We start from the raw sequence: 25101 nt of genomic DNA, 5'->3' as shown, positions 1-25101 counted from the left end.
GCGGCAGTAGGGTCTCCAGGGTGGAGGACCTGGACCGCAAGATCGTTGGGCTGCTGGCGAGCGACGGCCGGATGAGTTTCACCGACCTGGGCAAGGCGACCGGCCTGTCCACGTCGGCGGTGCATCAACGGGTCAAGCGGCTGGAGCAGCGCGGCGTCATCAAGGGATACGCGGCAACGGTCGACCACACGCAACTCGACCTGCCGCTGACCGCGCTGATCGCGATCCGGCCGATCGACCCGTCCCAGCCGGACGACTCGCCCGAACGGCTCCGCGACGTCCGCGAGATCGAGTCCTGCTACTCGGTCGCCGGCGACTCGAGCTACATCCTGGTCGTCCGCGTCGCCTCCCCGGCGGCTCTGGAGAACCTCCTGGCCGTCATCCGCGCCCGCGCCAACGTCTCCACGACAACCACCATCGTCCTCAGCACCCCCTACGAACGCCGCCCCCCGGCGCTGTGAAGCAGGCCCTACTGCTCGACCTGTTCAGCACGCTCGTGCCCGGCGGTGAGGCCGAACGCGCCGTGGTCAACCTGGCGATGGCCGACGTGCTCGGAGTCGACTCTGCGGCGTTCACCCGTGAGTTCGCCGCCACGAGGTACGGGCGCTTCACCGGTGTGTTCGGCGACCTGCCCAACACACTCCGCGTGATCGCCCGCCGCACCGGCGCCGACCCGACGGACGAACAGGTGCACGAGGCAACAATCCTGCGTCGGACCCTGACCCGTCGACTGCTCAACGCCTGCCCACCCGGCACCCTGAGCGCACTGGCCGAACTCCGCTCGGCTGGCTGGCGCATCGGCCTGGTCAGCAACATCACCGCCGAGACGCAACTCCAGTGGCACCAGAGCCCGCTCCCGCCGTACTTCGACACCACCGCGTTCTCGGCCGAGGTGGGAGCCGCCAAGCCGGAACCGGAGATCTACCTGACCGCCTGCAACGGCCTCGGTGTGGCGCCGACCGCCTGCGTCTACGTCGGCGACGGGAACGACAACGAACTCCCGGCCGCGGCCGCGCTCGGGATGCACGCCATCCGTACCACCGAACACTCCGACAGCGACCCGGCTTGGCGTGGACCGACGGTGGCGTCGTTCACCGAGTTGCCCGGGCTGATCGGTGCACCGTACTGACCGTTGGTCAGACGACCTCGAGGGGCGCGTGTGGGCCGTCCGGTTGCTCGATCAGGATTGCGTCGTCGGGGTGAATCACGCCGCCGGTGAGGACGACCGACATGACGCCGGTCTTGCGTACGACGGTGCCGTCCGGCTCGGTGTGGATGACCTGCTTCAGCAGCCCCGGCCGGAACTTGTTGATCTGCTGACACGGGCTGCGGAGACCGGTGAGTTCCAGGACGGCCTCGGAGCCGATCCGCAGCCTGGTGCCTCGGGGGAGTCCGAGCAGGTCGACGCCCCGGGTGGTGATGTTCTCCCCGAGTTCGCCGGGCTCGACGTCGTACCCGAGCTCCCGGAGCTCGTCGTGCAACTCGGCCTGGATGAGGTGGACCTGCCGGAGGTTCGGCCGGGCCGGGTGGAGCCGCTTGGGGTGCAGATGCTGGACCGTCGCACCGGCGTGGGCGTCACCCTCGACCCCGTGGCCCGCGACCACCCGGATCGATTCCACCGCCGGCTTGCTGAACCGATGCCGGGAATCCCGGCTGACCCCCACCACAGAAGCGCTCACACGCCCAAGTAGAACACCTTCGGTGCCACCCCTGCATCGGTGGCACCGAAGGTGGGATCGGTCAGTTGATCTGCAGCAGCTTCTGGGACTCGGCGGCCTCGCGGGAGGCGGCGGCGCGCTTCTCCGCCTCGGCCAGTGAGGTGCCGGCGTGCTGCTTCCACCACTCCTGGCCCTCGGCCGGCAGGGTGTCGATCGGGTCGTAGTACTCGTAGGTCCGGTTCAGAGCCTCCGGGTCCTGCTGCTCGATGCCGGTCCGGTAGTTCTTCTTCCAGTACGAGATGCCGCGCACCTCGTCGTACTCCGACACCTGGTGCACCCAGCGCTTGCCGACGTACGGGACGTCGCAGACGATGCGCGGCGTCGCGAAGCCGGGGAGGTAGCCGAGGATCCCGTGCTGCAGGTGTTGCGCGTCGCGCACCGAGACCCGCCAGTGCTCGGAGAACGGGATCATGTCGCACATGTAGAAGTAGTACGGCGTGATGGTCGCGCCGTCGAGCAGCGCGAAGCACAGGTCGAGGAGCTGAGGCACGGAGTCGTTGACGCCGCGCATCAGCACGCCCTGGTTGCGGACGTCGCGCAGACCGGCCTCGAACATCGCCTTGGTCGCCTCGGCGACCAGCGGCGTCACCGACTGGGCCGCGTTCACATGCGTGTGCATCGCGAGCATCACGCCGCGGCTGCGCGCCACGGTCGCGACCCGCTCGACACCGGCCCGTACGTCGTCCGACAGCCAGTGCTGCGGCATGCCCATCAGCGCCTTGGTGGCCAGCCGGATGTCGCGGATGTTCTCGATCTCCAGCAGGTGGGTGAGGAACGCCTCCAGCCGCGGCCACGGCATGTTCGCCACGTCGCCACCCGACACGACGACGTCCCTGACTCCCGGCGTACGGCGCAGGTAGTCGAGCATGTCGTCGAGCCGGGTCTGCGGCTTCGCGACGAACTTCAGCTTGTCGATCACCGGCGTGGAATTGCCGACCAGGTCCATCCGGGTGCAGTGCCCGCAGTACTGCGGACAGGTCGGCAGAACCTCCGCCAGCACCTTCGTCGGGTAGCGGTGGGTCAACCCCTCCGTGGCCCACATCTCGTGCTCGTGCAGCGAGTCCCGAGTCGCGTGCGGGTGCGACGGCCAGTCGGTCCGCCGGTCGCTGAAGACCGGCAGCATGTAGCGGCGGACCGGGTCCGCGTAAAAGGCCTCGGTGAACGTTCCCGCGTAGTCGTCCGTGGGGACGATCGTGTTCAGCATCTGCGGCGGCAGCAGCATCGACATCGTCGCCCGCTCCGCCTGGTCCCGGGTGAGGTCCTCGTAGAACCGCTCCTCGAGCAGGTCGCCCATCACGTCGCGCAACTGCTTGACGTTCTTCACGCAGTGCGCGCGCTGCCACTGCGCCGACCGCCACTCCTCGGCCGTGACGTCCTTCCAGCCGGGGATGCGGGTCCAGTCCGGCTCCACCAGCTCGGCCCGCCGGTACGCGTACGGCTGGCCGGCGAGATCACGCGGCTCCGGTACGGCGAGGTCGGGGCTGATCAGGTCGGTCACGAAGGCCTCCGGGGCTTCAGGGGCGATGCGGTCATATGTGAGGATAGCGATAGAACGTCCCGTAGATCCACCGATGTGCCGGAAGAATTCCCGTCGACCCGCAGTTTCAGTAGTCTTTTGCCTGACTCAGAAGGAGGCCTCGTGTCGTCTAGCCCGGTTGGACTGCACCGCGTGATCGCGCCGTCCGGCGTCTTGCCGCAGGCGGCGGAGAAACTCGATGCGCGTCCCGAGATCTGGCCGGACGAGGTCCGCATCGCGGTCGAGCGGCTGAACCTGGACGCCGCGTCGTACCGCCAGCTGGCCGAGGCGCACGGCGGCGACGGTACGGCGATCCGCCGGGCGGTGCTCGACATCGTCGAGTCCCGCGGCAAGATGCAGAACCCGGTCACCGGCTCCGGCGGCATGCTCGTCGGCGTGGTCGACGAGGTCGGCCCGGAGTCGCCGCTCGGTGTCGCACCCGGCGACCGGGTGGCGACGCTGGTCTCACTGACCCTCACGCCGCTGCGGATCACCGACGGGCTCGCCGACTGGGACGGCCGGAGCGAGCAGGTGCCGGCGCGGGGTCACGCGATCCTGTTCGCCCGCTCCATCGTGGCCAAGCTGCCCGACGACCTGAAGCCGGAGCTGTCGCTGGCGGTCATGGACGTGTGCGGGGCGCCGGCGTTGACCGCTCGCGTGGTGCGCCAGTATGTCGACAAAGGCACAAAACCTGTCGTGTCAGTTATTGGCGGCGCAGGTAAGAGCGGGTCCCTGTCGTTGGCCGCCGCCCGGGACGCCGGTGCGGCCCGGACCATCGGCATCGTGCCGGTGCGGCACGAATCGGAGCGGCTCACGGCTGCCGGTCTGGCCGACACGGTCGCGCTGGCCGACGCCCGCGACCCGGTGGCTCTCGCCGAGGCGGTCGAGAAGGCCGGGGGACCGGCGGACATCACAGTGGTGTGCGTCGACGTACCGGGGTGCGAGCACGGCGCCGTCCTCGCGACCGCTGCCGGTGGCACGGTGATCTTCTTCTCGATGGCGACCTCGTTCTCAGCTGCCGCACTCGGTGCCGAGGGGCTCGCCGCGGACGTGACCATGCTCGTCGGCAACGGGTACGTGCCGGGCCATGCGGAGTACGCGATGGACCTGTTGCGCAACGAGCCGGGTGTCCGCGGACTGTTCGAGAGCAGGCTGGCGGAGGATTGAGCCGTGCGCACACTTCTGACGAACGGTTCCGTCTATTCTCCCGCCGACCCTCACGCGACCGCGATCGCGTTCGACGACGGCGTGGTCACCTGGCTCGGTGACGACACCGGCGCCTCGTCGTACGCCGACGGCGCGGACGAGGTGATCGACCTCGACGGCAAGCTGGTCACGCCGGCCTTCGTCGACGCCCACGTCCACACCGCCCAGACCGGCGCGTTGCTCACCGGCCTCGACCTCGCCGGTACGACGTCGCTCACCGAGGCGCTCGACAAGCTCGCGGCGTTCGCGGCCAAGCTGCCGGCCGACGCGGTGATCGACGGCGCCGGCTGGGACGAGACGAAGTGGCCGGAGGGCCGCCCGCCGACCGCCGAGGAGCTGGATCTAGCCGCCGGCGGACGCCGCGTCTATCTCTCCCGCGTCGACGGCCACTCCGGAGTGATCTCCTCCGCCCTGGTCCCGGTCGCGACAGGAGATGGGTACGACGCGAGTGGCCGGGTGGAGCGCGACGCGCACCACGCCGTACGCGATGCGCTGAGCGAGCTGATCGGACCGAACCAGCGACGCAAGGACGTCGAGGCTGCACTGCGGGCGATGGCGTCGAAGGGGATCGGGGCTTTCCACGAGATGGCCGCGCCGCACATCGGGCCGCTCTGGGAGCTGCCGATCGTGCGGGAGGTCGCCGACCAGCTTGGTCTGTCGGCGACGCTCTACTGGGGTGAGCCCGGCGTCTTCGAGCACATCGGCACGTTCGGCCTTGCCGGGCTGGCCGGCGACCTCAACGCCGACGGCGCTCTCGGCTCGCGTACGGCGGCGCTGCGGGAGGCGTACGCCGATCGTGCCGATCACCGGGGTCATGCGTACCTGACTCCTGAACAGATCGCCGAGCATGTCGTCGCGTGTACCGAGCGGAACGTGCAGGCGGGCTTCCACTGCATCGGCGACCAGGCGCTGGACAACATCGCGCGCGGGTTCGAGCTCGCCGCCGAGAAGGTCGGCGTCCAGGCCCTCGTTGCCGCCCGGCACCGGCTGGAGCACGTCGAGATGCCGAGTGAGGACGCGATCGCGACGCTGACCCGCTGTGGTGTGGTCGCCAGCGTCCAGCCGATGTTCGACGCACTCTGGGGTGGCCCCGACGGCATGTACGCCGAGCGCGTCGGCGATCGCTGGCAGGGCATGAACCCGTTCGGTTCGCTGGCCCGTGCGGGCGTCGTACTGGCGTTCGGTTCGGACTCGCCGGTGACCGAGCTCGGCGGCTGGGAGGCCGTGCGGGCGGCCGCGTTCCATCACGAGAAGGCCGAGCGGATCACCGTGCGGGCCGCGTTCCAGGCGCACACGCGGGGTGGCTGGCGCGCGGCCGGGATCGACGACGCCGGCGTTCTGGCTCCCGGTACGGCGGCGACGTACGCGGTCTGGCAGAGCGATGCCGACCTGGTCGTCCAGACCCCGGACGAGCGCGTCGCGGCGTGGTCGACGGATCCGCGGGCCGGGGTGCCGGTGCTGCCCGACCTGAGTGAGGGCGCGCCGGTGCCCACCTGTCAGCGGACCGTCGTCGGAGGCCGCGTGATCCATGAAGTCGAAGGATGGTCCCAGTGACGCGTGCGGTGAAGAAGCTCGACCTGGATCCGGTCACCGTCCGGAAGGCACGGAGCCTGGCTCGTAAGGCGGGGCGGCCGATCGTCAACCTGGCCCGGCAGCACACGACAGTGTCGGTCGAGCGGGCGGTACTGCGGTTGGCCGGGCTGACCGGCGCCGACAGCGACGGCATTCCGTGGGTCAACCGGCTCGCGGACACGGTCCGCGCCGACGTCGGGCTGGAACACGGTCTCGCGCTGCCGGTGTGGGACGCATTGGTGCGCGGTGAGGCCGAGGACCTGAGTGTGCTCGCGCAGAAGGCCGCGTCCGGGTCGGTGACGTTCCGGCTGCCCGAAGGACGCGACGCCGTACGGGCGCGATCCACGGCGCGGAAGGCCGCGGCGGCCGGGCTGCGGCGGATCGACGCGCGGCGGCGGGAGCGGGACCGGCTGATCAAGCGGCACGGTGACCCGGAGCAGCGGCCGTGGATCTACCTGATCGTTGCCACCGGCGACATCTACGAGGACATCCCGCAGGCGCAGGCGGCGGCGCGGGAGGGCGCGGACATCATCGCGGTGATCCGGTCGACCGGGCAGTCGCTGCTCGACTACGTGCCTGAGGGCGCGACCCGGGAAGGGTTCGCGGGAACGTACGCGACGCAGGAGAACTTCCGGCTGATGCGGGCCGCGCTGGACGAGTCGTCGAAGGAACTCGGCCGCTACGTCCGGCTGACGAACTACGCGTCCGGGCTGTGTATGCCGGAGATCGCGACCCTGGCCGGGCTGGAACGGCTCGACATGATGCTGAACGACTCGATGTACGGGATCCTGTTCCGCGACATCAACCCGATCCGCACCTTCGTCGACCAGCGGTTCAGCCGGCAGATCCACGCCCGCGCCGGGATCATCATCAACACCGGCGAGGACAACTACCTGACCACCGCGGACGCGGTCGAGGCCGCGCACACCGTGACGGTGTCGCAACTGCTGAACGAGTACTTCGCGAAGGAAGCGGGCCTGGCGGACTGGCAGCTCGGCCTCGGGCACGCGTTCGAGATCAACCCGGACCTGCCGGACTCGTTCCGGCTCGAGCTCGCGCACGCGCTGCTGGCCCGGCAGCTGTTCCCGGACGCGCCGCTGAAGTGGATGCCGCCGACCCGGCATATGACCGGCGACGTGTTCCGCGGCTACCTTCTCGACGGGTTCTTCAACCTGGCCGGCGCCCTGACCGGGCAGGGCATCCTGCTCGTCGGGATGATGACCGAGGCCGTCGTCACGCCGTGGATCTCCGACCGCGACCTGGCGCTGCAGAACGTCCGATACGTGTTGGGTGCCGCAGGCAACCTTCACGAGGACTTCCGGCCGGCGCCGGACGGGTTCATCGCCCAGCGGGCCCGGCAGGTGCTGGCCGAATCGGTCGAGCTGCTGGAGGAGATCGTCGACGACGGCCTGCTGAACGCCATCGGCGACGGCACCTTCGGGTTGATGAAGCGCCCGCAGGACGCCGGCCGCGGCCTCGACGGCGTCGGGAAGCGCTCGGACGCGTACTACAACCCCGCCATCGAGCTGCTGGAGGAGGACCGGTGAGCATCATCCGGCCGTACGGCGACACCACCGGCGACGGCATGGTGCAGATGTCGTTCACGTTGCCGATCCCGCACGACAAGCGGGCCGAGGGCGCCGCCGTCCAACTGGCGAACAAGATGGGCATGGACCCGGCGCTGGTCGTGCACGCCAAGGCGATGGGACCGGACTTCACCTTCTTCGTGGTCTACGGACCGGTGAACCACCTGGTCGACACCGGCAAGGTCGAGGTGGTCGAGCGCGACTACCCGCTGCTGTCGCCGAAGGAGGTCAATCTCGCGATCCGCAAGCACCTGCGCCGCCGGCTCACCGTGGTCGGCGCCTGCATCGGCACCGACGCGCACACCGTCGGCATCGACGCGATCATGAACATCAAGGGGTTCGCGGGGGAGAAGGGCCTGGAGTACTACCGGGAGCTCAAGGTGGTGAACCTCGGCGCACAGGTCGCCGTACCGGAGCTGGTCCGGCGGGCCAAGGCGGAGAAGGCGGACGCGATCCTGGTGTCGCAGGTGGTCACCCAGCGGGAGGCGCACGTGCTGAACACCAAGGAGATGTCGGCCGCGTTCCGGGAGGCGTACTCCGAGGACACCCGGCCGGTGCTGGTTGCCGGCGGCCCCCGTTTCACCGAGCAGATGGCCGGCGAACTCGGTGTGGACCGGGTGTTCGGCCGCGGCACCACCCCCGGCGAGGTGGCCAGCTACCTCGTCGACGCACTCGTGACCCGGCGTACGACCTCGCACAGAAAGACCGCGTGAACAAGGTGTCAAAGGCAACTGTCGGGCTCACCGTCACCCATCGGCGCTACGTGCCGTACAGCCACGCGCACTACGCCGGGAACCTGGTCGACGGCGCGTACGTCCTCGGCCTGTTCGGCGACGTCGCCACCGAGGTGTGCATCCAGTCCGACGGCGACGAGGGACTGTTCGCGTCGTACTCCGACGTGCAGTTCCTGCAGCCGTTGCGGGCCGGCGACGTCGTCGAGGTGACGGCGACCATCACCAGGGTCGGGAACCGCAGCCGCGAGCTCGAGTTCAGCGCGTCCGTGGTCTGCCGCGGCCGGCCGGACAAGTCCGAGTCGGCGGCCGAGGTGCTGGCCGAGCCGCTCGTGATCACCCGCGCCACCGGGACGGTCGTCGTACCGGTTGCGTGACGATTAGTTGCCCTCGGTAACGAACACGTGGAGTGCCGAGACGGCTCTGTAACGTGACACCGGTGAGGGATGTTCGTTTTTCCAGGTAGGACAGGCGAAAGTGTTACAACGGCCTCAAGGAGCCGGTGGAGAGGTTGACACCACCGCCGTCAGCGAGCATCGTTTTGGGAGTCGTCACATCCCGTTTTGTCAACGGTCACACGAAGTTCGGCCACCGGATGATCCCGCGACGCTGACCAGGCCAGTGCCAGGCCTGAGTCGACGGGGGCTGAGATCGCCGGTGGTTAGCCCCCCGCGGGGCAGAGGTGGAAGAGGCTCGGCGGCCAGTAGACAACAGCCGGACGGTTCGCAGCCAGCGGATCGACGGTTGGTCCGAAGGAGCGCCGAGCCTCTTTCCTCTTTTCCGGCCCTTTGCCTTTCCCGGCCCCTTGCCGAGGGGATCTCACGTCCGCGCGTCCTGGCCGGCCCCGCTCCCTGTCCCCGATCGGTCCCGAATTGCTACTGACCGGATACATTTGCTTGTCCGGGACGTTGTACGGTCGTGCGACCGGCGTGCGCCGGGACAGTGAGGACAAGGGGTACCGCGTGGACCGGTTGAAGGCTCTGGGACGGGTCCTGCCGAGGGTCGCCGTGGCAGTCGCCGCCGGCGCCATGCTCGGACTCGCCTTCGAACCGCACGACCACCCGTGGCTGACCCTCCTCGCCGTACCCCTCTTCCTGGGCGCGCTGACCGGCGCCTCGGCCAAGGGCGGCTTCCTGATCGGCGCCGGCTTCGGCATCACCTACTACCTCGTCCTGGTGCCGTGGCTCAGCGTCATCGGCGGCGACGCGGCGATCGCGCTGGCGATCCTCGAGGGACTGTTCTACGCGGTCTTCGGGGCGTTCGCGCCCCAGGTCCTGAAGCTGAAGTGGTGGCCGCTGTGGATCTCGTGTCTGTGGGTGGCCACCGAGTTCGCGACCGCGTCGATCCCGTTCGGCGGGTTCCCGTGGGGCCGGCTGGCGTGGGCCTTCGCCGACTCGCCGCTGGGCAAGCTGGCGTCGCTGGTCGGCATCCCCGGCCTGAGCTTCGCCGTCGCCCTGCTCGGCGTCCTCGTGTACGCCGTACTGCGGCCGAAGACCGCGCTCAGGCTCCGGGCCGTCGCGCTGGTGGCCGGCGTCGCGGTCGTCGGCGGCAGCGCGCTGATCCCCCTGTCCACCGAGGGCAACGGCAAGGTCGTCAACGCCGCGATGGTGCAGGGCAACGTGCCCGGCAAGGGCCTGGAGTTCCTCGGCCGCGCCCGGACCGTCACGCGCAACCACCTGAACGCGACGCTCGACCTGCAGAGGCGGGTCCAGGAGGGTTCGGAGCACAAGCCGGACATCGTGATCTGGCCCGAGAACTCGACCGACATCGACCCGTTCAAGGACACCGAGACGCGGGCCGACATCGAGCAAGCCGTCGAGGCCGTCAACGTCCCGATCCTGGTCGGCGCCGTACTGGAAGGACCCGGCCCGAACGAGCGGCAGACCACCGGCGTGGTGTGGGACCGGAACGGGCCGGGTCAGATCTACGCGAAGCGGCACCCGGTGCCGTTCGGTGAGTACATCCCGTTCCGCGAGCAGTTGCTGCCCTACATCAAGCGGCTGGAGATGGTCGGCCGGCAGACGGCGCCCGGCACGGTGCCCGGCGTGATGCCGATCGCGGGCGTGACGTACGGCGACGTGATCTGCTTCGAGGTCGCGTACGACGACGTGGTCGCGGACGTGATGAAGGGCGGCGCCCAGGTCCTCGTCGTCCAGACGAACAACGCGACGTACGGCGGCACCGGCCAGCCCGAGCAGCAGTTCGCGATCACCCGGATGCGCGCGATCGAGACCGGCCGGACCGTGCTGGTCGCGTCCACCAGCGGGATCTCCGGCGTCATCCGGCCCGACGGCACCGTCGAGCACAAGTCGGCACAGTTCGTGCCCGACGTGTACGTCGCGTCGGTCCCGGTCCGCGACGCGCACACGCTGGCCACGAGGCTCGGCGGCTGGCCGCAGTGGATCTTGACCGGCCTGGGGATCCTGGGAGTGGTCCTGGCGTTCGTGGCTCGCCGCAGGCGGCCCGCCGACGGTCCGCAGACGCCGCCGGCGGCCACTCGCAGCCGCGAGAAGGTCCCGGCCTGACCGCTCGGGCCGGCGCGCAACACTGGAGGGGATCAGGCTGGCCGTGGCACGTCAGCTCCCGGGCTTGGTGAGGAAGGGGTAGGACATGCCGTGGTTGGTGGCGCTGGCGCTGCTGGTGGTGCCGATCCTGGAGATCTACGTGATCATCCAGATCGGCCAGGTGATCGGCGGCTGGCCGACGGTCGGGCTCTTGCTGGTGGAGAGCGCGCTGGGCGCGTGGCTGATCAAGCGTGAGGGGCGGCGGGCCTGGAACGCGCTGCAGAAGGCCCTGCAGACCGGGAAGATGCCCGGTCGGGAGTTGGCCGACGGCGCCCTCGTTCTGATCGGCGGCACGTTGCTGCTCACCCCCGGCTTCGTCACGGACGTCTTCGGCTTCTTCTTCGTCCTGCCGTTCACCCGGCCGCTGGCCCGGCGTGGCTTGTCGGCGTTCCTCGGCCGCCGGCTGACGACTCAGCTCGGCGGCGCGAGCTTCCCCGGCTTCGTCCCGGGTGCCGGTACCACCGGCCCAGGACCCGGTCCGACGCGACCAGGCGCTTCGGACGACGTGATCCAGGGCGAGGTCATCGACCCAGACAAGAAGTAGTCCGTCTGTCCCCCGCGTGCTAAGCCGCCGCTTCCTTCGTCGCTTCGCTCCTCAGCGCGCCCGCTACGCCCGCTCCCACCCGCCCCCGGCTTATCGCCGGTGCATTCCTTGCCGGCTGCCGCCGGCGTTAGCGGGCTTATCGCCCGCAGGCGACTACAGGCGGTCTGTGGTGGGTGGAAGGACTGTTGTGACCTCGTGGAGTAAGAGGTCGACCTGCGATCGAGCGGGCTTATCGCCCGCAGGGGACTACAGGTGATCTGTGGTGGGTGCAAGGCCTGTGACCTCGTGGAGTAGGAGACATCGACCTGCGATTGATCTGATCCGACCCGCTGGAACCGGAGTCCGGCGCCTGGCTGGCCCAGCCGAACGCTTGCCCTGGACCCGTGGCTCACCTTGACTCCAGGTCTCACGGCTACCATCACCCGCGTCTTCGGCGGGACGGGCGCCGGCCGGGTCGTCGAGCGCGAGCGACAGCGAGCAACCGCGGGCGGCCGCCCGCAGGCTGGCGGTGATAGCCGGCAAGGGATGCACCGGCGATAAGCCGGGGGGTGGGAGCGGGCGTAAGGGACGCGCTGAGGGCGGAGCACGAAGGAAGCGGCCACGTAGCACGCGTGGGCGGGCAGAGCGGGCGCGGTGGGGAGCGGAGCACGAAGGAAGCGGCTGCGTAGCACGCGTGGACGGTCCGCTAGCCGGCGAACGGGCCGCCGAAGGCCAGTTTGGTGAAGCGTTCGGCGATCCGCTGGTGGGTGGGCCCGTCGGGGTGGAGGTCGTCCGGCAGCGGGAAGTCGGCGTGGTCGTCCACGCCGTACAGTTCGCGGCCGTCGAGGTAGTGCAGGTTCGGGTCGTCGGCGGCGCGTTGGGCGACGATACGGGCGAGTTCGTCCCGGATGACGTTGAGGGTCAGTTTCCCGGCCGGTACGTCGGCCGGGTCGCCGGTCGCCGCGAATCGCAGCTCGCCTCGGCTCAGGGCGTCCAGGTCCCACATGGTCGGGCCCGGGGTGTCCTCGTGCATCGGGCAGAGGATGGGGGAGACGACCAGGAGCGGCGTGGCCGGGTGGCCCTCGCGGATGGTGTCGAGGAAGCCGTGCACCGCGGGCCCGAAGGCGCGCCGGCGCATCACGTCCGCGTTCACCACGTTGATCCCGAGTTTCACGCTGATCAGGTCCGCGGGCGTGTCCCGTAGGGTGCGCGCGATGAACGGCTGGAGCAGCGCGCTGCCGCCGAAGCCGAGGTTGATCAGCTCGACCCCGGCCAGTGCGGCGGCGTGGGCCACCCAGGTACCGGTCGGGCCGGTCGCGTTCGATCCGTGGCTGATCGAGCTGCCGTGGTGCAACCAGACCCGCCGATCCGTGGCCTCGGCCGGCTCCACCGGCGCATCGGTGCGCAGGGCAACGAGTTCGGTGGTCTCGATGTGCGGCAGCCAGATCTCCACCGTCTTCGGCTCGGTGGCCAACCCGCCGACCCGGACCGTGCCGATCGCACCGGTCTCCTGCACGGTGGCGCCGGTGGTCAGGTCGACGGTCAGCACGTTGCCGCCCGGCACCGTCGCCTGCGCGACGAGGCGCCCGTCGACGAGCACGTCGTACAGGCCGTCCGGGGTTGGCGGCGCGCCGGTGTACCTCCGCTTCGTCGGCCGGGTGTCCAGCTCGATGGCCGTGGCCCGGGTTGTGAACACGACCCGCACGCCCGACGGTTGCGGCTCCACCATCTCCAGTTGCGGGTCGTCGTACTGCCGCCGCGCCCAGGCCGGCAGCCGGTGCGGCAGGACGCCGACCTCGGTCTCCTCCAGGTCGAGAGCTCCCCGCAACAGGTCGGCCGTGATCGGCGTGGTGATCCAGTTGTGCATGGACAGCAGTCTTCAGGACACCGGACGCGCGCCCTGCCAGGGGGCACACCCGGTGATTCGCCACGCACCGTGATCGGTGAACGCTCGATGACAGCGAGTCACAACGGGCTGTCAGGTGCGAACATATCGCTCGGGCATGCCAAAATGGGAATGATCCGGGCCGGCCGACCGTTGGCACGGATGACGATCTCGGAGGTTTGACATGTCTAATCGCGTACTGCGTGGTTCGGGGCTGGGTGGGGTCAGCTTCGAGGATGATCGTGGTGTCGAGTTCGCGCCGCGCCAGATGATCACGTACGACTGCCCCCGCGGCCACGTGGTCGAGGTCACCATGGCGCACGACGCCGAGGTGCCCGCGGTCTGGGAGTGCCCGCACTGCGGCAGCGAGGCCGCCCGGTCGACCGGTGAGAAGCCGGAGCCGAAGCAGGAGAAGCCGGCCCGTACGCACTGGGACATGCTGCGCGAGCGCCGCAGCATCTCCGAGTTGGAGGAGCTCCTCGCCGAGCGGGTCGAGCTGCTCCGCAAGGGCGAGATCGGCCCCGCCCACCTGCACCGCACCAAGCGCACCGCCTGACAGAGCATCGACGGGCCCCTCACCGCAACGACGCGGCGAGGGGCCCGTTTTCGCGCGCCCGTGAACCCGTGGCCGGGGGTGGAGGTCAGATGAGCGTGGGTTGGGCGTTGCCGGCTTCGCGGATGCCTCGGCGCATGTCGACCCTGCTCAGCAGGGCGAGGCCGACGACGAAGAACAGGCCGAGGGCGACGATGGCCGGGCGGTAGGAGCCGGTGATCTGGTGGACCAGGCCGAAGACCAGGGTGCCGAGCCAGGACGTGCCGCGTTCGCCGGCCTGGTAGAGCGAGAAGTACTCGGCCTCCCGGCCCTCCGGGATCAGCTGGCTGAAGGCCGACCGCGACAGCGCCTGGGTGCCGCCGAGAACGATCCCGATCGCCACCCCCATCGCCAGGAACGGCACGATCTGCCGGGCCGGCAGCATGAACCCGGCGATCACGATCAGGATCCAGAACACCAGCCCGCCCATGATGGTCCGCTTGGTGCCGAACCGCCGGGCGAACCGCCCGAACGCCAGCGCCCCGAAGAACGCGATGAACTGCACCAGCAGGATCGTCGCGATCAGCACCTGGGTCTCGAACCCGAGCTGCTTCTCGCCGTACGTCGAGGACACCGAGATCACGGTCTGGATGCCGTCGTTGAAGAACAGGTACGCGACCAGGAACAGCAGCGTCATCGGGTAGGTCCGCATGTGCCGGAGCGTCGCGGCCAGCTGACCGAAGCTCTGCCGGACCAGGCTGCCGCTGCGCACCGGTACGACGTGCACCGGCGGCCGGTTGCGCAGCTTCACGAACGGGATGAACGTGAACGCGCCCCACCACAGCCCCGCGGACAGCAGGCTCAGGCGGACCGCCGTACCTTGACTGAGCCCAAGCGCCTCGTGCGCGGTGACCACGGCCAGGTTGATCGTCAGCAGGATGAACCCACCCAGGTAGCCGAAGGCCCAGGCGCGGGACGAGACGTCGTCGCGGTCGTCCGGACCGGCGATGTCGATCAGGATCGAGTCGTACACCACCAGCGACGCACCGAGGCACAGGTTCCCGATGAAGAGCAGGAATGCGCCGAGCTCCCACCTGCCGCCGCCGACGAACACCATGCAGCAGGCCGCCAGCGCACCGGTCCAGGCGAACCCGCACATCAGCAGCTTCTTGCGTTCCAGCCGGTCGGCGATCGCGCCGACGACGGGCAGGAAGAGCGCCGACACCAACGTCGCGACGGTGACCACGTAGAAGGCGAGCGAACCGGGTGAGATGCCCAGCCCGAGGACGTCCAGGTTGGTGTCGCACGGCCGTTCCGCCGTACCGACGTACCCGCAGGCCGCCGTCTCGGCGACCGAGGTCAGGTACGGCGCGAACAGCACCGTGCCGACCGTGGTGACATAGCCCGAGTTGGCCCAGTCGTACAGGCTGAATCCCCAGTACTCGCGCTTGTCGACCGCCGCCGGGGCGGAGAGAAATCCCATGCGCAGGAGTGTGTCAGGTCGCAGGGACGAACCGGCGTACCCGCGGATAACACTTCAGCCCCACTGGCCCCGCTCGACCAGGACGTCGCGGAGCAGGTCGGTGCGGTCGGTGATCAGACCGTCCACACCGGCGTCGAGCAGGCGGTTCATGTCGGCCGGGTCGTCGACCGTCCAGACGTGCACCTGCTTGCCGAGGGCATGGGCCCGTTCGATCAGCCCGGGGGTGAGCACACGCAGCCGGCCGTAGCGTTCCGGGATCTGCAGACATGCCCCGCCCGACTTCAGCGGGAACGGCAGGAACCGGATCAGCGCGGTCTCCCAGTCGCCGTACCCGGTGCAGAGGCGGGGTCCGAGGATGCGGCGGATCCGCCGAACCCTCGACTGGGAGAACGACGAGACGCAGACCCGGTCGATCGCGTCGGCCGCGCGCAGTACGGCGGCGGCCGGCTCGAGCCCGTTCTCGGCCTTGATGTCGAGGTTGAACCTGATTCCCGGGAAGTGCTCGAGCAACTCGTCCAGCCGGGGAATCGGCTCGTTGCCGTTGATCTTGGCCTGGCGCACCTCGGACCACGGCAGCTCGGCGACCACACCCGTCCGGTCCGTGACCCGATCGAGCCGGCTGTCGTGGAAGGCGATGACGACACCGTCGCTGGTCGCGTGCAGGTCCGTCTCGAGGTACCGGTAGCCGAGCTTGACCGCGTGCTCGAACGCGCGCAACGAGTTCTCGTAGCCGACGTTGTCCGGGTGCAGCGCGCCGCCACGGTGGGCCATCGCGATCGGCCCGTCGTGGTCGAGGTAGGGGTACACGTCGGAAAGTATGTACCGTTTGCGTGGTGACGGTACTCAGCCCCCGCCCCGACCTGTGGACCCTCGACCCCGGCGTCCTGCATCTCAACCACGGTTCGTACGGCGCGGTGCCGCGGCGGACCCAGGACGTGATGGCCGCCCTGCGGGCCGAAACCGACGCGAACCCGATGCAGTGGTTCCGCTCGGTCGCCGCCCGGCTCACCACTAGCCGCCTGGAGTTGGCGTCGTACCTCCGGACCGATCCGGCCGGGTTCGCGCTGGTGCCGAACGCCAGTGCCGGGGTGACCGCGGCGCTGGCGGCGCTGCCGATCCCGGCCGGCAGCCGGATCGTGCTGACGAACCACGCGTACGGCGCGGTGCGGTACGCCGCCGAGCGGTTCGCCCGGGCGAACCAGGCCGAGGTGGTCGTGGTCGACGTACCACTGGAGGCCGACGACGCGACCGTGGTCTCGCTGATCGCCTCCGCGCTGGAGCGGGCCGCCGTACTGGTCGTGGATCAGATCAGCTCGGCGACCGCGATGGTGTTCCCGATCGCCGACCTCGTCGCGGTGTGCCGGGCGCGGGACGTCGCGGTCGTGGTCGACGGCGCGCACGCGCCCGGGCTGATCGACGCCCCGGCGGCCGACGGCGCCGACTTCTGGACCGGCAACTTCCACAAGTGGCCGGCCGCGCCCCGCGCGACGGCCGGTCTCGTGGTGGCGGAGCAGTGGCGTACGGCGGCCCTGCCGCTGATCGTGTCCTGGTCCGAGTACGACGAACGCCTGCCGGAGCGCTTCGACATGCAGGGCACGTACGACTACGCGCCCTGGATCGCCGCACCCGAGTCGCTGCGGATCCTGGAGGAACTGCAGTGGCCGGTACGTCGTTCACAGCTCAGCGACCTGGTCGACGAGGGCGCCCGCCTGGTCGCGAAGGCGCTCGGGACCGGGATCGGCGAGGTGGCGCGTCCGGCGGCGACGATGCGGCTGGTGGAACTGCCGAGATCCGTCGCGCTGACCGACGCCGAGGCGTTCAAGACGAGGGTGTCGCGTGAGCAGAAGGCGGAGATCACCCTCACCGGCTTCGACGAGCGGGTCTTCATCCGCCTGTCCGCCCACGCCTACAACTCGCTCCAGGATTACCACGAACTGTCGGAGCGGCTGCCCAGAGTTCTCGCGTGACTGACTACCTCCTGGTCCGCGGACCCGTCACCCCTTGACCGCGCCGGAGGTCATCCCGGCGACGATCTGGCGGTTGAAGAACAGGAACATGATCAGCGGCGGGATCGTGATCAGCAGGATGTCCATGAACAACAGGTTGTACTGCGTGCTGAACTGGCCGGAGAAGTTGTAGAGGGTCAGCTGCACGGTCGCGTTCTTGTCGCCGGGCAGGAAGTACAGCGGGTTCACGAAGTCGTTGAAGACGCTCACCGACTGCACCACGACGACGGTGACGATGACCGATCTCAGCAGCGGGAAGATGACCCGGAAGAACAACCGCAACGGCCCGGCCCCGTCGATGATCGCGGCCTCGTCGAGTTCGCGCGGAATGGTCGCGACGAACGCCCGGAACAGCAGGATGCAGAACGACAACCCGAACGCGATCTCGATCAGGATCAGCCCCGGCAGGGTCCGGAACAGGCCGAGCCCCTGCAGCACCCAGATCGTCGGCACCACGGCCGGCGGGATGATCAGCCCGGACAGCACCAGGAAGTTGATGAACGGGTTCCACCGGCTCTTGCGGCGTTGCAGAACGAATCCGGCCATCGCCGCCAGCACCACCATGCCGGCCACGCTGGCGACGGTCAGGATCGTGCTGTTGATGAAGGCGATCACCAGCATGTAGTCGCGGGCCTCGACCACCTCGACGAAGTTCTGCACGAACCGGAACTGCTGCGGCCAGGAGAAGTCGAGGGCCGCGGCCTGCTGCCGGTCCTTCATCGCGGTGAGCACGATGAACGCGAACGGGATGACGAACACCACGATCGAGGACAGGATCGCGACGACGCTGAGCAGGTAGCTGCGGCCCGGTCTGTGGTTGACGAGTTCGGCGGTGCTCACATGTCCACCTCTTTCCGGTTCAGGAACCAGCTCAGCGGCAGCACGATCGCGGTGACCACCAGGAACAGGATCACGTTGCCGGCCGTCGACAGGCCGTAGAACCCGGCCTGGTACTGCTTGTAGATCACCGACGAAATCACGTCCGAGGTGAACCCGGGACCGCCGCGCGTCATCGCCCAGATCAGCTCGAAGGACCGCAGGCCGCCGATCAGCGACAAGATGATGACGGTGACGGTGGCGGGCTTGCACAGCGGGAGCACGATCCGGCGGAACGACTCCCACGACCCGGCGCCGTCGACCCGGGCGGCCTCCATGTACTCACGCGGGATCGACACGATCCCGGCGATGTAGATCAAGGTGGCCAGCCCGACGCCCTTCCACACGTCGACGGCCGCGATCGACATCAGCGCCCACTTGGGGTCGGTGAGCCAGCCGGGACCGTCGATGCCGATCACGGCGAGGGCGCCGTTGATCAGGCCGCGTTCGGGGTTCATCAGCACCTGGAACATCAGGCCGACGCCGATGGTGCTGACCAGCACCGGGAAGAACACGACCGAGCGCAGGTACCCGCGACCGACGATCCGCGACGTCAGCAGGACGGCGAGCAGCAGGCCGAGCACGACCTTCGAGCCCGAGGTCACCGCCGCGAAGATCAAGGTGTTGGTGAAGCCCTTGACCAGCGCGGGTTCCTGGAAGAACGTGACGAAGTTCTCCAGTCCGATGAACTTCGACTCGAACAGACTCCAGCGGGTCAGGCTGTAGTAGAACGACGCGAAGGTCGGGACCAGGAACAGCACGCTGTAGATCACCGCGGTCGGCAGGTAGAACCAGTACGAGTACGGCGTGTAGACCTTCCCCCCGGCCGCGGACGCGGCCGGGGTCGTCTCGGCACTCGACCGAGCCCGAGCTGAGAGGATCGCCACCGGCCTCACCAGCCCTCCAGTCCGAGCTGCTGCGCCTGCTTCTTCACATCCTCGTCGTACCGCGCCGCACCGTCCTTGGCCTTGCGGATCCCGGACCCGACCTCGACGGTGATCTGCTCCAGCGACGGGCCCTTCACCGGCGACAGGAACTCCAGCGCGAGGCTGGACCCGCCCTCCTTGTCGAGGTACGGCTGCATGTCCTTGATCGACTGCGGTACGTCGGCCGGCAGCTCACACCCGTTGACGGCGTACGGGCCGGTGGGCACGCCCGCGCTGGTCAGCGACTTGCAGCCGTCGGGGCTGGCCACGAAGGCGAGGAACTTCTTCGCCGCCTCGAGCTTGTCGCCGGTCGTGGTGTTCGGGATGTAGATACCGCCCGGCGTCCACACGGTCAGCCCGTTCTTGCCCGCGTCGTCACCAGGCAGCGCGAACAGCCCGACGTCCTTGGCCGCGTTCGGGTAGGTGGCGACCATGTCGTTCACCACCCCGGACAGGATCGGGTAGTGCACACCCTTGCCGGTGGCAAGCATCTTCAGGCCGTCCGGCAGCTTCGCCGAGGCGAAGTCCTTGTTCTGGTAGCCGAGGTCGTGGACCTGCTGGGTGTGCTCGAAGCCCTTCAGGGCGGCCGGCGAGGTCGCGTACTTCGCCTGGTTCTTGGTGTACCTGTCCGCGAAGTCCGGCTCGGCGGCGGCCACGTTGTGGAAGTCGCCGAGGACGAACAGCTGCGACGTCCAGGTCTCGCCGTAGGTCTGGATGACCGGCGCGATCCCGCCGCCGGCCGCCTTGATCTTGGCGTTGTTGGCCATGAACTCGGCCCAGGTCTTGGGCACCTGCAGCCCGAGCTTCTGGTAGACCGGGATGTTGTAGAGGACCGCGCCGCCCATGAACCCGCCGGACGGCACGCCGTACACCTGGTCGCCGGCGGTCACCGTCTTGGTGAAGTTCTCGTCCAGGTCGCCGATGTAGGGCTGGTCGCTGATCGAGACGAGGTTCTTCTGCGGCGCGATCGCCTGGAACAGCGACCCGGTGTTGTACGCGAAGACGTCGGTCATGTCGCCGGTGGACAACCGGGTCTTGACGATGTTGTCGCCCTCGGTGCCGGCCGGCCGGGTCTCCAGGTTGACCGTGATGCCGGGGTTCTTGGCGGTGAAGTCCTTGCTGAGCTGCTGGGCCTCCTTCAGGTCCTGCTCCTGGTTGCCGATCAGATAGGTGATCTCGACCGAGCCGCCGCCCGAATCGTCACTGGAGCCGAGGCTGCCCGCGCTGCACGCGGTCAGGGCGAGCGAGCAGACCGCGAGGACGGCCAGTCCTCTCGTACCTGGGCGGAACGTCATCATGACCTCCAAGGGGTGTTTCTTCAGGGCATCTGCATCGGGGCGGGGGTCGGGGTTGGGGTGGTCAGTTGCTGTCGAGCAGGGCGTCGAGCCTGGCCTGCAGGGCCTCGGCGCTGGGGCCGAAGCCGCGCGGGCTGATCGCTTCGACCAGTTGGCCGGCCGGCTGGTCGAGGTAGCGCTCGAGCCGCGCGGCGAGTTCGGCGTCGTCGGTGACGGTGTCGGTTTCCTTGGCAGCGGCAACGATCGCGTCCCAGCTGGGTTCGTGGTCGATGAGTTGCCGGATGGTCGCGTCCGTGGGCAGCGCGGGCGTCTCCGCGACAGGGTCGTCGGCGGTCCACTCGTGCGTACCGTGTCCGACCTCCACCGGTGCGCTCTCACCCGGTACGTCGACCCGCGCACGCGACCCGACCGGCACGGTCACACTGAGCCGCACCTGGCCGTCGGACCGCGTCCACGAGACCGCGGCCTCGCCGTACGGCGTGAGGTGCTTGGCCGACGCGCTGGTGAGGTGCGAGGTGTAGAGCGGCCGCACCTCGATCGTGCGGTAGCCGGGGTCGCCGGCGGCCAGCCCGGCGACGCGGCGGTGCATCCAGTCCGCGACCGCGCCGAGGGCGTAGTGGTTGAACGACGTCATCTGGCCGGGGTTGATGCTGCCGTCGGGCAGCATGCTGTCCCAGCGTTCCCAGACCGTCGTGGCGCCCATCGTCACTGCGTACAGCCAAGAGGGGCAGCCTGTCTCTAGCAGAAGCCGGTACGCCAGGTCGGGATGTCCGGAATCGGCCAACGCGTCGGCCATCAGCGGCGTACCGACGAACCCGGTGCTGATCCGGAAGCCCGCCGTCCGCACGAGGTCGGCGAGGCGTGCGCCGGCGCGCTTGCGCTGGCGATCGGTCGGCAGCAGCGCCCACTGCAGGGCGAGTGCGTAGTTGGTTGCCGCGTCGCTCAGCACGCGGCCACCCTCGGTGGCGTACTCGGCCGCGAACGCCGTCCGGACCCGCGCGGCCAGGTCGGCGTACTCGCGCGCCAGCTCGGCGTCGCCGACGACCTGAGCGGCCTTCGCGACCACCTCGGCCGAGCGGGCCAGGTGGGCGGTGGCCAGCACGTCCGGGTCGGCCTTCGCGCGGAACGGGTTGTCCGGCGGCGCGGTCGGGTCGAGCCAGTCGCCGAACTGGAATCCGCCGGCCCACAGCAGGTCGTCGCCGGCCAGTTCGGTCATCCGGTCCACCCAGGCGCGCATGCTCGGCAGTTGCCGGGCGAGCAGACCGGCGTCACCGGTACGTTCGTAGATCACCCACGGCACGATCGTTGCCGCGTCACCCCAAGCGGCCGTGGCCGGACCGGCGTGCTTGAGGATGTCCGGTACGACGAACGGCACCGAGCCGTCCTTCTGCTGCTCGACGGCCAGGTCGGCCAGCCAGTTGGTGAGGAACCCGGCGGTGTCGAACAGGAAGCTCGCGGTGGGGGAGAAGACCTGGATGTCACCGGTCCAGCCGAGCCGCTCGTCGCGCTGCGGGCAGTCGGTCGGAACGTCGACGAAGTTGCCGCGCATACCCCACACGACGTTCTCGTGGAAGCGGTTGAGCAGCTCGTGCGACGACTCGAACCAGCCGGTCCGGCGCAGGTCCGACCCGACGACGACGGCCTCCAGGTCCTCGAGCCGCAGATCGGGCACGCCGGTCACCTCGGCGTACCGGAACCCGTGGAAGGTGAGTGGCGAGTCGAGGGTGGTCTCGTCGGGGCCGGCCAGGACGTAGGAGTCGGTCGCCTTGGCGGTGCGCAGCGGGCGGACGCCGAGTTCGCCGTTCTCGAGCACCTCGGCGTGCCGGAGCACGATCTCGTCGCCCTCGGTACCGCCGCGGACCTTCAGCCGGACGCGGCCGACGACGTTCTGGCCGAAGTCGACCAGGGTCTTGCCGGACGGCGAGGTGCTGATCTCGACCGCGGGGACGACCTCGGTGATGCGGACCGGCGGTCCGTCGGGCGCGACCAGGAGGCTGAGGTCGGCCTCGAGCACGTCGACCGGAGTGGGCTCACCAGGTGCCCGCCGCAGGTCCGTGCGCTGGCCGTCGTACAGGTCGTCGGCGATGATCGCGCTCTCGCGGGAGGTCCAGGTGCCGTCGCTGGCGAACGTGTGGACCTGGCCGTCGGCGGTGGTGACCTCGAGTTGGGCGAGGATCGCGACGCGGTCGCCGTACAGGGAGTTCTTGCCGTGGAAGCCGAGCCGGCCGCGGTACCACCCGTTGCCGACCAGGAACTCGAGCCGGTTCTCGCCGGACCGGATCAGGCCGGTCACGTCGTACGTCTGGTACCTGAGCCGCGCCTGGTACGCCGTCCATCCGGGCGCGAGCTCGTCGTCGCCGACCCGCTCGCCGTTCAGCTCCGGCAGGTAGATGCCGTGCGCGGTGGAATAGAGGCGAGCCTTCACGATGTCCGTGGGCAGTTCGAACTCACCGGCGATCAGGGGCGCGGGGGAGCCGTAGCTGTTGTCGCGGGGACTGACGAACCGGGCGCTCCAGTCGGAGCCGCTGAGCAGACCGGCCTCGACGGTGGCGGGCTGACTCCACTCGCTCCAGTCGTCGTTCCCGCGGACGCGGACCCGGACCTCCGCCGACTCGCGTGACCTGAGCGGGTCGCCGGGCCAGGGGACGAGGATCTGGTCGGGGGACTGCACCGTGTACACCTGGGTTGTGGCGGTGTCGGATACCTTCCCGGCCCCACCACCCCCGTGGCTGATCTCCACCTCGTAGGCGGTCTGCGTGTACCCGGTGTCAGCGGCCGGGATCTGCCACGACAGTCGCGGCGTCGCGGTGCCGATGCCCAGCACGGGCCCGGTGTCGGTGCGGTGCTCGAAGCGGAGATTGGTCGGTGCGGAGAGGTTCGACATGAGACTCCAACCGGCGTGTGAAACGATTCATTGGCTGCGGTGGCGAAGGGCCTCGAGGTGTTTCGGATTGATGGCGAGGACGTTTCGCCTGTTCCCTGATCCTGAGGCCGTCAGTCGCCGGGGACTAGCCCGATGTGCACTCGTGGTAGCACAAAATGCACCTTGGCGCGTATCGTGAGGCATGGCCGACGAGCCGGTGACAACCAGCGGGACGCTGCTGCACTTCGTCGAAGGGACGCTCGTGCACGCGGGCCCGCACCTGCATGAGAACAGTCATCCGCTGCACACGCACAGCTTCTTCGAGATCGCCCTGATCACCGGCGGCGAGGGCGTTCACCACAGCCTGGCCGGCCGGCAGCAACTCGAGGTCGGCGACGTCATCCTGTTGCGTCCGGGGGTGTGGCATCAGTACGACGAGTGCCGCGGGCTGCAGGTCTACAACTGCTGCTTCGCGGCCGGCCTGGTGCAGCGCGAACTTGCCTGGACCCGCGAGGATCCACTGCTCGGATATCTCTTGTGGACTGGACCTTTCTCGGCACAGCGGCGTGGCATGCTGACCACTCGCCTCGACCCGGCGACGTTCAAGGAAGGGCTCGTGCACCTCGAGGAACTGCGGCGGCTGCGCAACCAGTCACCGAGCCGGCATCGCGGCGATCTGGTCGGCTGGTTGTCGCTGTACCTGAGTTGCCTGGCGCGGACCGTCGCCGAGCGCGACGAACTCGGGGAGCAGACCCATCCCGCCGTACTGGACGCGATGCGGATGATGGAGGCGGACCCGGCGCGGCAGTGGATGCTGACCGATCTGGCCAACGCGTTGCACCTCGCGCCGGGGTATCTGGTCCGGTTGTTCAAGTCCGCGACCGGACTGCCGCCGATGGCGTATCTGAACCGGCACCGGGTCGAGCTCGCGGCCGACCAGTTGCTGCACACGGACCTGCCGATCAGCCGGATCGGCGAGTCGGTCGGGTGGCCGGACCAGAACTACTTTGCCCGCCGATTCAAGTCGCACTACGGGCTCACCGCGTCGGCGTACCGGCAACGTTTCAACGCGCGGAGGCTCAGTCCTTCCGCCCGCTGATCAACAGTTCGATGCCGTCGAGGATCCGGTCGAGACCGAACTCCAGTCCCTGGTTCGGACTGCGGTCGGCGGTCCGCAGTGCTGCGGCCAAGTGGGGGAACCGGGCGGCCTCGGTGGTGAGGATCTCGGCCAGGGCCCGGTTGATGTCGTCCTCGGCCAGTCCGGTCGTGATGGTCTGCTGGGCGAGGTTCCGGACGTGGCTGACCAGGACGAGGATCGAGTCGAACTGCTCGCTGCCGTCGAGTCCGGAATCGGCCAGTTTCTCGATCCCGCGATCCATCCAGGCGAGCTCGTTCGGCCCGAGCAAGCGGCGACCGACGGTGGACTGCAGCAGCCACGGGTGCCTGGCGAACGCCGCGTAGAGGTCGAGAGCCCAGGTCTTCAGTGCCTCGCGCCAGGGCAGGTCGCCGTACTCGGGCGGAGGCCCGATGGCCAGGTCGCTCATCACCGCGACCAGCTCGGTCTTGCCGGGGACATGCCGGTACAGCGCCATCTTGGTGACCGGCAATGCGCCGGCGACCCGCTGCATCGAGACCGCGTCGAGGCCTTCGGCGTCGGCGATCCGGATCGCGGCCTCCGCGATGCCGGCCAGCGTCACGGCCAGTTTCGGGCCGCGGCTCGGCGGCTGCTGCCGGCCCCAGAGCAGTTCGGTCATGACGTCCTCTCCCGTGGGCTTGAACTGTGTCTACCATACACATTACTGTGTCCGGTGGACACAAT

22 protein-coding genes are annotated in these 25101 nt (G+C 69.2%); 12 read left to right on the top strand and 10 right to left on the bottom strand.

The window, feature by feature from the left end:
- The first annotated feature begins 20 nt into the window (after positions 1 to 20).
- Positions 21 to 461: an Lrp/AsnC family transcriptional regulator gene (locus ACYVOK_RS09965; protein WP_460662005.1), complete on the top strand. Its 441-nt coding sequence runs from the start codon at positions 21 to 23 to the stop codon at positions 459 to 461.
- The gene (locus tag ACYVOK_RS09960; protein WP_460662004.1) at positions 458 to 1129 is read left to right on the top strand and encodes an HAD family hydrolase; all 672 of its coding nucleotides are present in this window, start codon (positions 458 to 460) and stop codon (positions 1127 to 1129) included. Before ACYVOK_RS09965 ends, ACYVOK_RS09960 begins: the two co-directional genes overlap by 4 nt.
- 7 nt (positions 1130 to 1136) lie before the next feature.
- On the opposite strand, the gene ACYVOK_RS09955 is transcribed toward ACYVOK_RS09960, so the two are convergent.
- On the bottom strand, positions 1137 to 1679 hold the full coding sequence (locus tag ACYVOK_RS09955; RefSeq protein WP_460662003.1) for an MOSC domain-containing protein: 543 nt from the start codon (positions 1677 to 1679) through the stop codon (positions 1137 to 1139).
- Positions 1680 to 1740: 61 nt separating this feature from the next.
- Complete coding sequence (locus tag ACYVOK_RS09950; RefSeq protein WP_460662002.1) at positions 1741 to 3216, bottom strand: KamA family radical SAM protein; 1476 nt, start codon at positions 3214 to 3216, stop codon at positions 1741 to 1743.
- Between the two features lie 141 nt (positions 3217 to 3357).
- Between ACYVOK_RS09950 and kdd the strand changes: the two genes are divergently transcribed.
- The 7 genes from kdd (at position 3358) to ACYVOK_RS09915 (ending at position 11437) form a co-directional block, all read left to right on the top strand.
- Positions 3358 to 4401, top strand: a complete 1044-nt coding sequence (gene kdd, locus ACYVOK_RS09945; protein WP_460662001.1) for an L-erythro-3,5-diaminohexanoate dehydrogenase — start codon at positions 3358 to 3360, stop codon at positions 4399 to 4401.
- 3 nt (positions 4402 to 4404) lie between these two features.
- Positions 4405 to 5994 (top strand): amidohydrolase, encoded by a 1590-nt coding sequence (locus ACYVOK_RS09940; protein WP_460662000.1) that lies wholly within the window; start codon positions 4405 to 4407, stop codon positions 5992 to 5994.
- A complete protein-coding gene (gene kamD / locus ACYVOK_RS09935; protein ID WP_460661999.1) occupies positions 5991 to 7559 on the top strand; it encodes a lysine 5,6-aminomutase subunit alpha in 1569 nt (522 codons plus the stop codon). The genes ACYVOK_RS09940 and kamD overlap by 4 nt, the downstream gene beginning before the upstream one ends.
- Positions 7556 to 8311, top strand: a complete 756-nt coding sequence (gene kamE / locus ACYVOK_RS09930) for a lysine 5,6-aminomutase subunit beta (protein WP_460661998.1) — start codon at positions 7556 to 7558, stop codon at positions 8309 to 8311. The genes kamD and kamE overlap by 4 nt, the downstream gene beginning before the upstream one ends.
- Entirely contained in the window at positions 8308 to 8706 is a 399-nt protein-coding gene (gene kal, locus ACYVOK_RS09925; RefSeq protein WP_460661997.1) for a 3-aminobutyryl-CoA ammonia lyase, read from the top strand. Before kamE ends, kal begins: the two co-directional genes overlap by 4 nt.
- Before the next feature lie 585 nt (positions 8707 to 9291).
- Positions 9292 to 10854, top strand: a complete 1563-nt coding sequence (gene lnt / locus ACYVOK_RS09920; RefSeq protein WP_460661996.1) for an apolipoprotein N-acyltransferase — start codon at positions 9292 to 9294, stop codon at positions 10852 to 10854.
- Positions 10855 to 10939: 85 nt separating this feature from the next.
- Entirely contained in the window at positions 10940 to 11437 is a 498-nt protein-coding gene (locus ACYVOK_RS09915) for an FxsA family protein (protein WP_460661995.1), read from the top strand.
- 685 nt (positions 11438 to 12122) lie between these two features.
- Here the strand turns inward: ACYVOK_RS09915 and ACYVOK_RS09910 are convergent.
- The gene (locus ACYVOK_RS09910) at positions 12123 to 13283 is read right to left on the bottom strand and encodes a GDSL-type esterase/lipase family protein (RefSeq protein ID WP_460661994.1); all 1161 of its coding nucleotides are present in this window, start codon (positions 13281 to 13283) and stop codon (positions 12123 to 12125) included.
- A 202-nt stretch (positions 13284 to 13485) separates the two neighbouring features.
- Between ACYVOK_RS09910 and ACYVOK_RS09905 the strand changes: the two genes are divergently transcribed.
- Positions 13486 to 13857: an RNA polymerase-binding protein RbpA gene (locus tag ACYVOK_RS09905; RefSeq protein ID WP_130448290.1), complete on the top strand. Its 372-nt coding sequence runs from the start codon at positions 13486 to 13488 to the stop codon at positions 13855 to 13857.
- Between the two features lie 85 nt (positions 13858 to 13942).
- On the opposite strand, the gene ACYVOK_RS09900 is transcribed toward ACYVOK_RS09905, so the two are convergent.
- Positions 13943 to 15316 carry an MFS transporter gene (locus ACYVOK_RS09900; protein ID WP_460661993.1) on the bottom strand — a complete coding sequence of 458 codons (1374 nt, stop codon included), beginning with the start codon at positions 15314 to 15316 and terminating at the stop codon, positions 13943 to 13945.
- A gap of 54 nt (positions 15317 to 15370) precedes the next feature.
- Positions 15371 to 16123: a glycerophosphodiester phosphodiesterase gene (locus tag ACYVOK_RS09895; RefSeq protein ID WP_460661992.1), complete on the bottom strand. Its 753-nt coding sequence runs from the start codon at positions 16121 to 16123 to the stop codon at positions 15371 to 15373.
- 26 nt (positions 16124 to 16149) lie between these two features.
- Between ACYVOK_RS09895 and ACYVOK_RS09890 the strand changes: the two genes are divergently transcribed.
- On the top strand, positions 16150 to 17283 hold the full coding sequence (locus ACYVOK_RS09890; RefSeq protein WP_460661991.1) for an aminotransferase class V-fold PLP-dependent enzyme: 1134 nt from the start codon (positions 16150 to 16152) through the stop codon (positions 17281 to 17283).
- 27 nt (positions 17284 to 17310) lie between these two features.
- On the opposite strand, the gene ACYVOK_RS09885 is transcribed toward ACYVOK_RS09890, so the two are convergent.
- The 4 genes from ACYVOK_RS09885 to ACYVOK_RS09870 form a co-directional block, all read right to left on the bottom strand.
- Positions 17311 to 18162, bottom strand: coding sequence for a carbohydrate ABC transporter permease (locus tag ACYVOK_RS09885; protein WP_460661990.1), 852 nt, complete (start codon positions 18160 to 18162; stop codon positions 17311 to 17313).
- On the bottom strand, positions 18159 to 19085 hold the full coding sequence (locus tag ACYVOK_RS09880) for a carbohydrate ABC transporter permease (protein ID WP_460661989.1): 927 nt from the start codon (positions 19083 to 19085) through the stop codon (positions 18159 to 18161). The genes ACYVOK_RS09885 and ACYVOK_RS09880 overlap by 4 nt, the downstream gene beginning before the upstream one ends.
- A gap of 5 nt (positions 19086 to 19090) precedes the next feature.
- Entirely contained in the window at positions 19091 to 20419 is a 1329-nt protein-coding gene (locus ACYVOK_RS09875; RefSeq protein WP_460661988.1) for an ABC transporter substrate-binding protein, read from the bottom strand.
- Positions 20420 to 20483: 64 nt separating this feature from the next.
- Positions 20484 to 23303 (bottom strand): family 78 glycoside hydrolase catalytic domain, encoded by a 2820-nt coding sequence (locus ACYVOK_RS09870; protein WP_460661987.1) that lies wholly within the window; start codon positions 23301 to 23303, stop codon positions 20484 to 20486.
- Between the two features lie 181 nt (positions 23304 to 23484).
- Between ACYVOK_RS09870 and ACYVOK_RS09865 the strand changes: the two genes are divergently transcribed.
- A complete protein-coding gene (locus ACYVOK_RS09865; protein WP_460661986.1) occupies positions 23485 to 24381 on the top strand; it encodes a helix-turn-helix transcriptional regulator in 897 nt (298 codons plus the stop codon).
- On the opposite strand, the gene ACYVOK_RS09860 is transcribed toward ACYVOK_RS09865, so the two are convergent.
- A complete protein-coding gene (locus ACYVOK_RS09860; protein WP_460661985.1) occupies positions 24362 to 25036 on the bottom strand; it encodes a TetR/AcrR family transcriptional regulator in 675 nt (224 codons plus the stop codon). The genes ACYVOK_RS09865 and ACYVOK_RS09860 overlap by 20 nt on opposite strands.
- Between the last annotated feature and the right edge of the window lie 65 nt (positions 25037 to 25101).

This window comes from Kribbella swartbergensis, from assembly GCF_054784135.1.
Note: the sequence above shows the minus strand (reverse complement) of the source record. Positions and strands in the feature narration are given on the sequence as shown.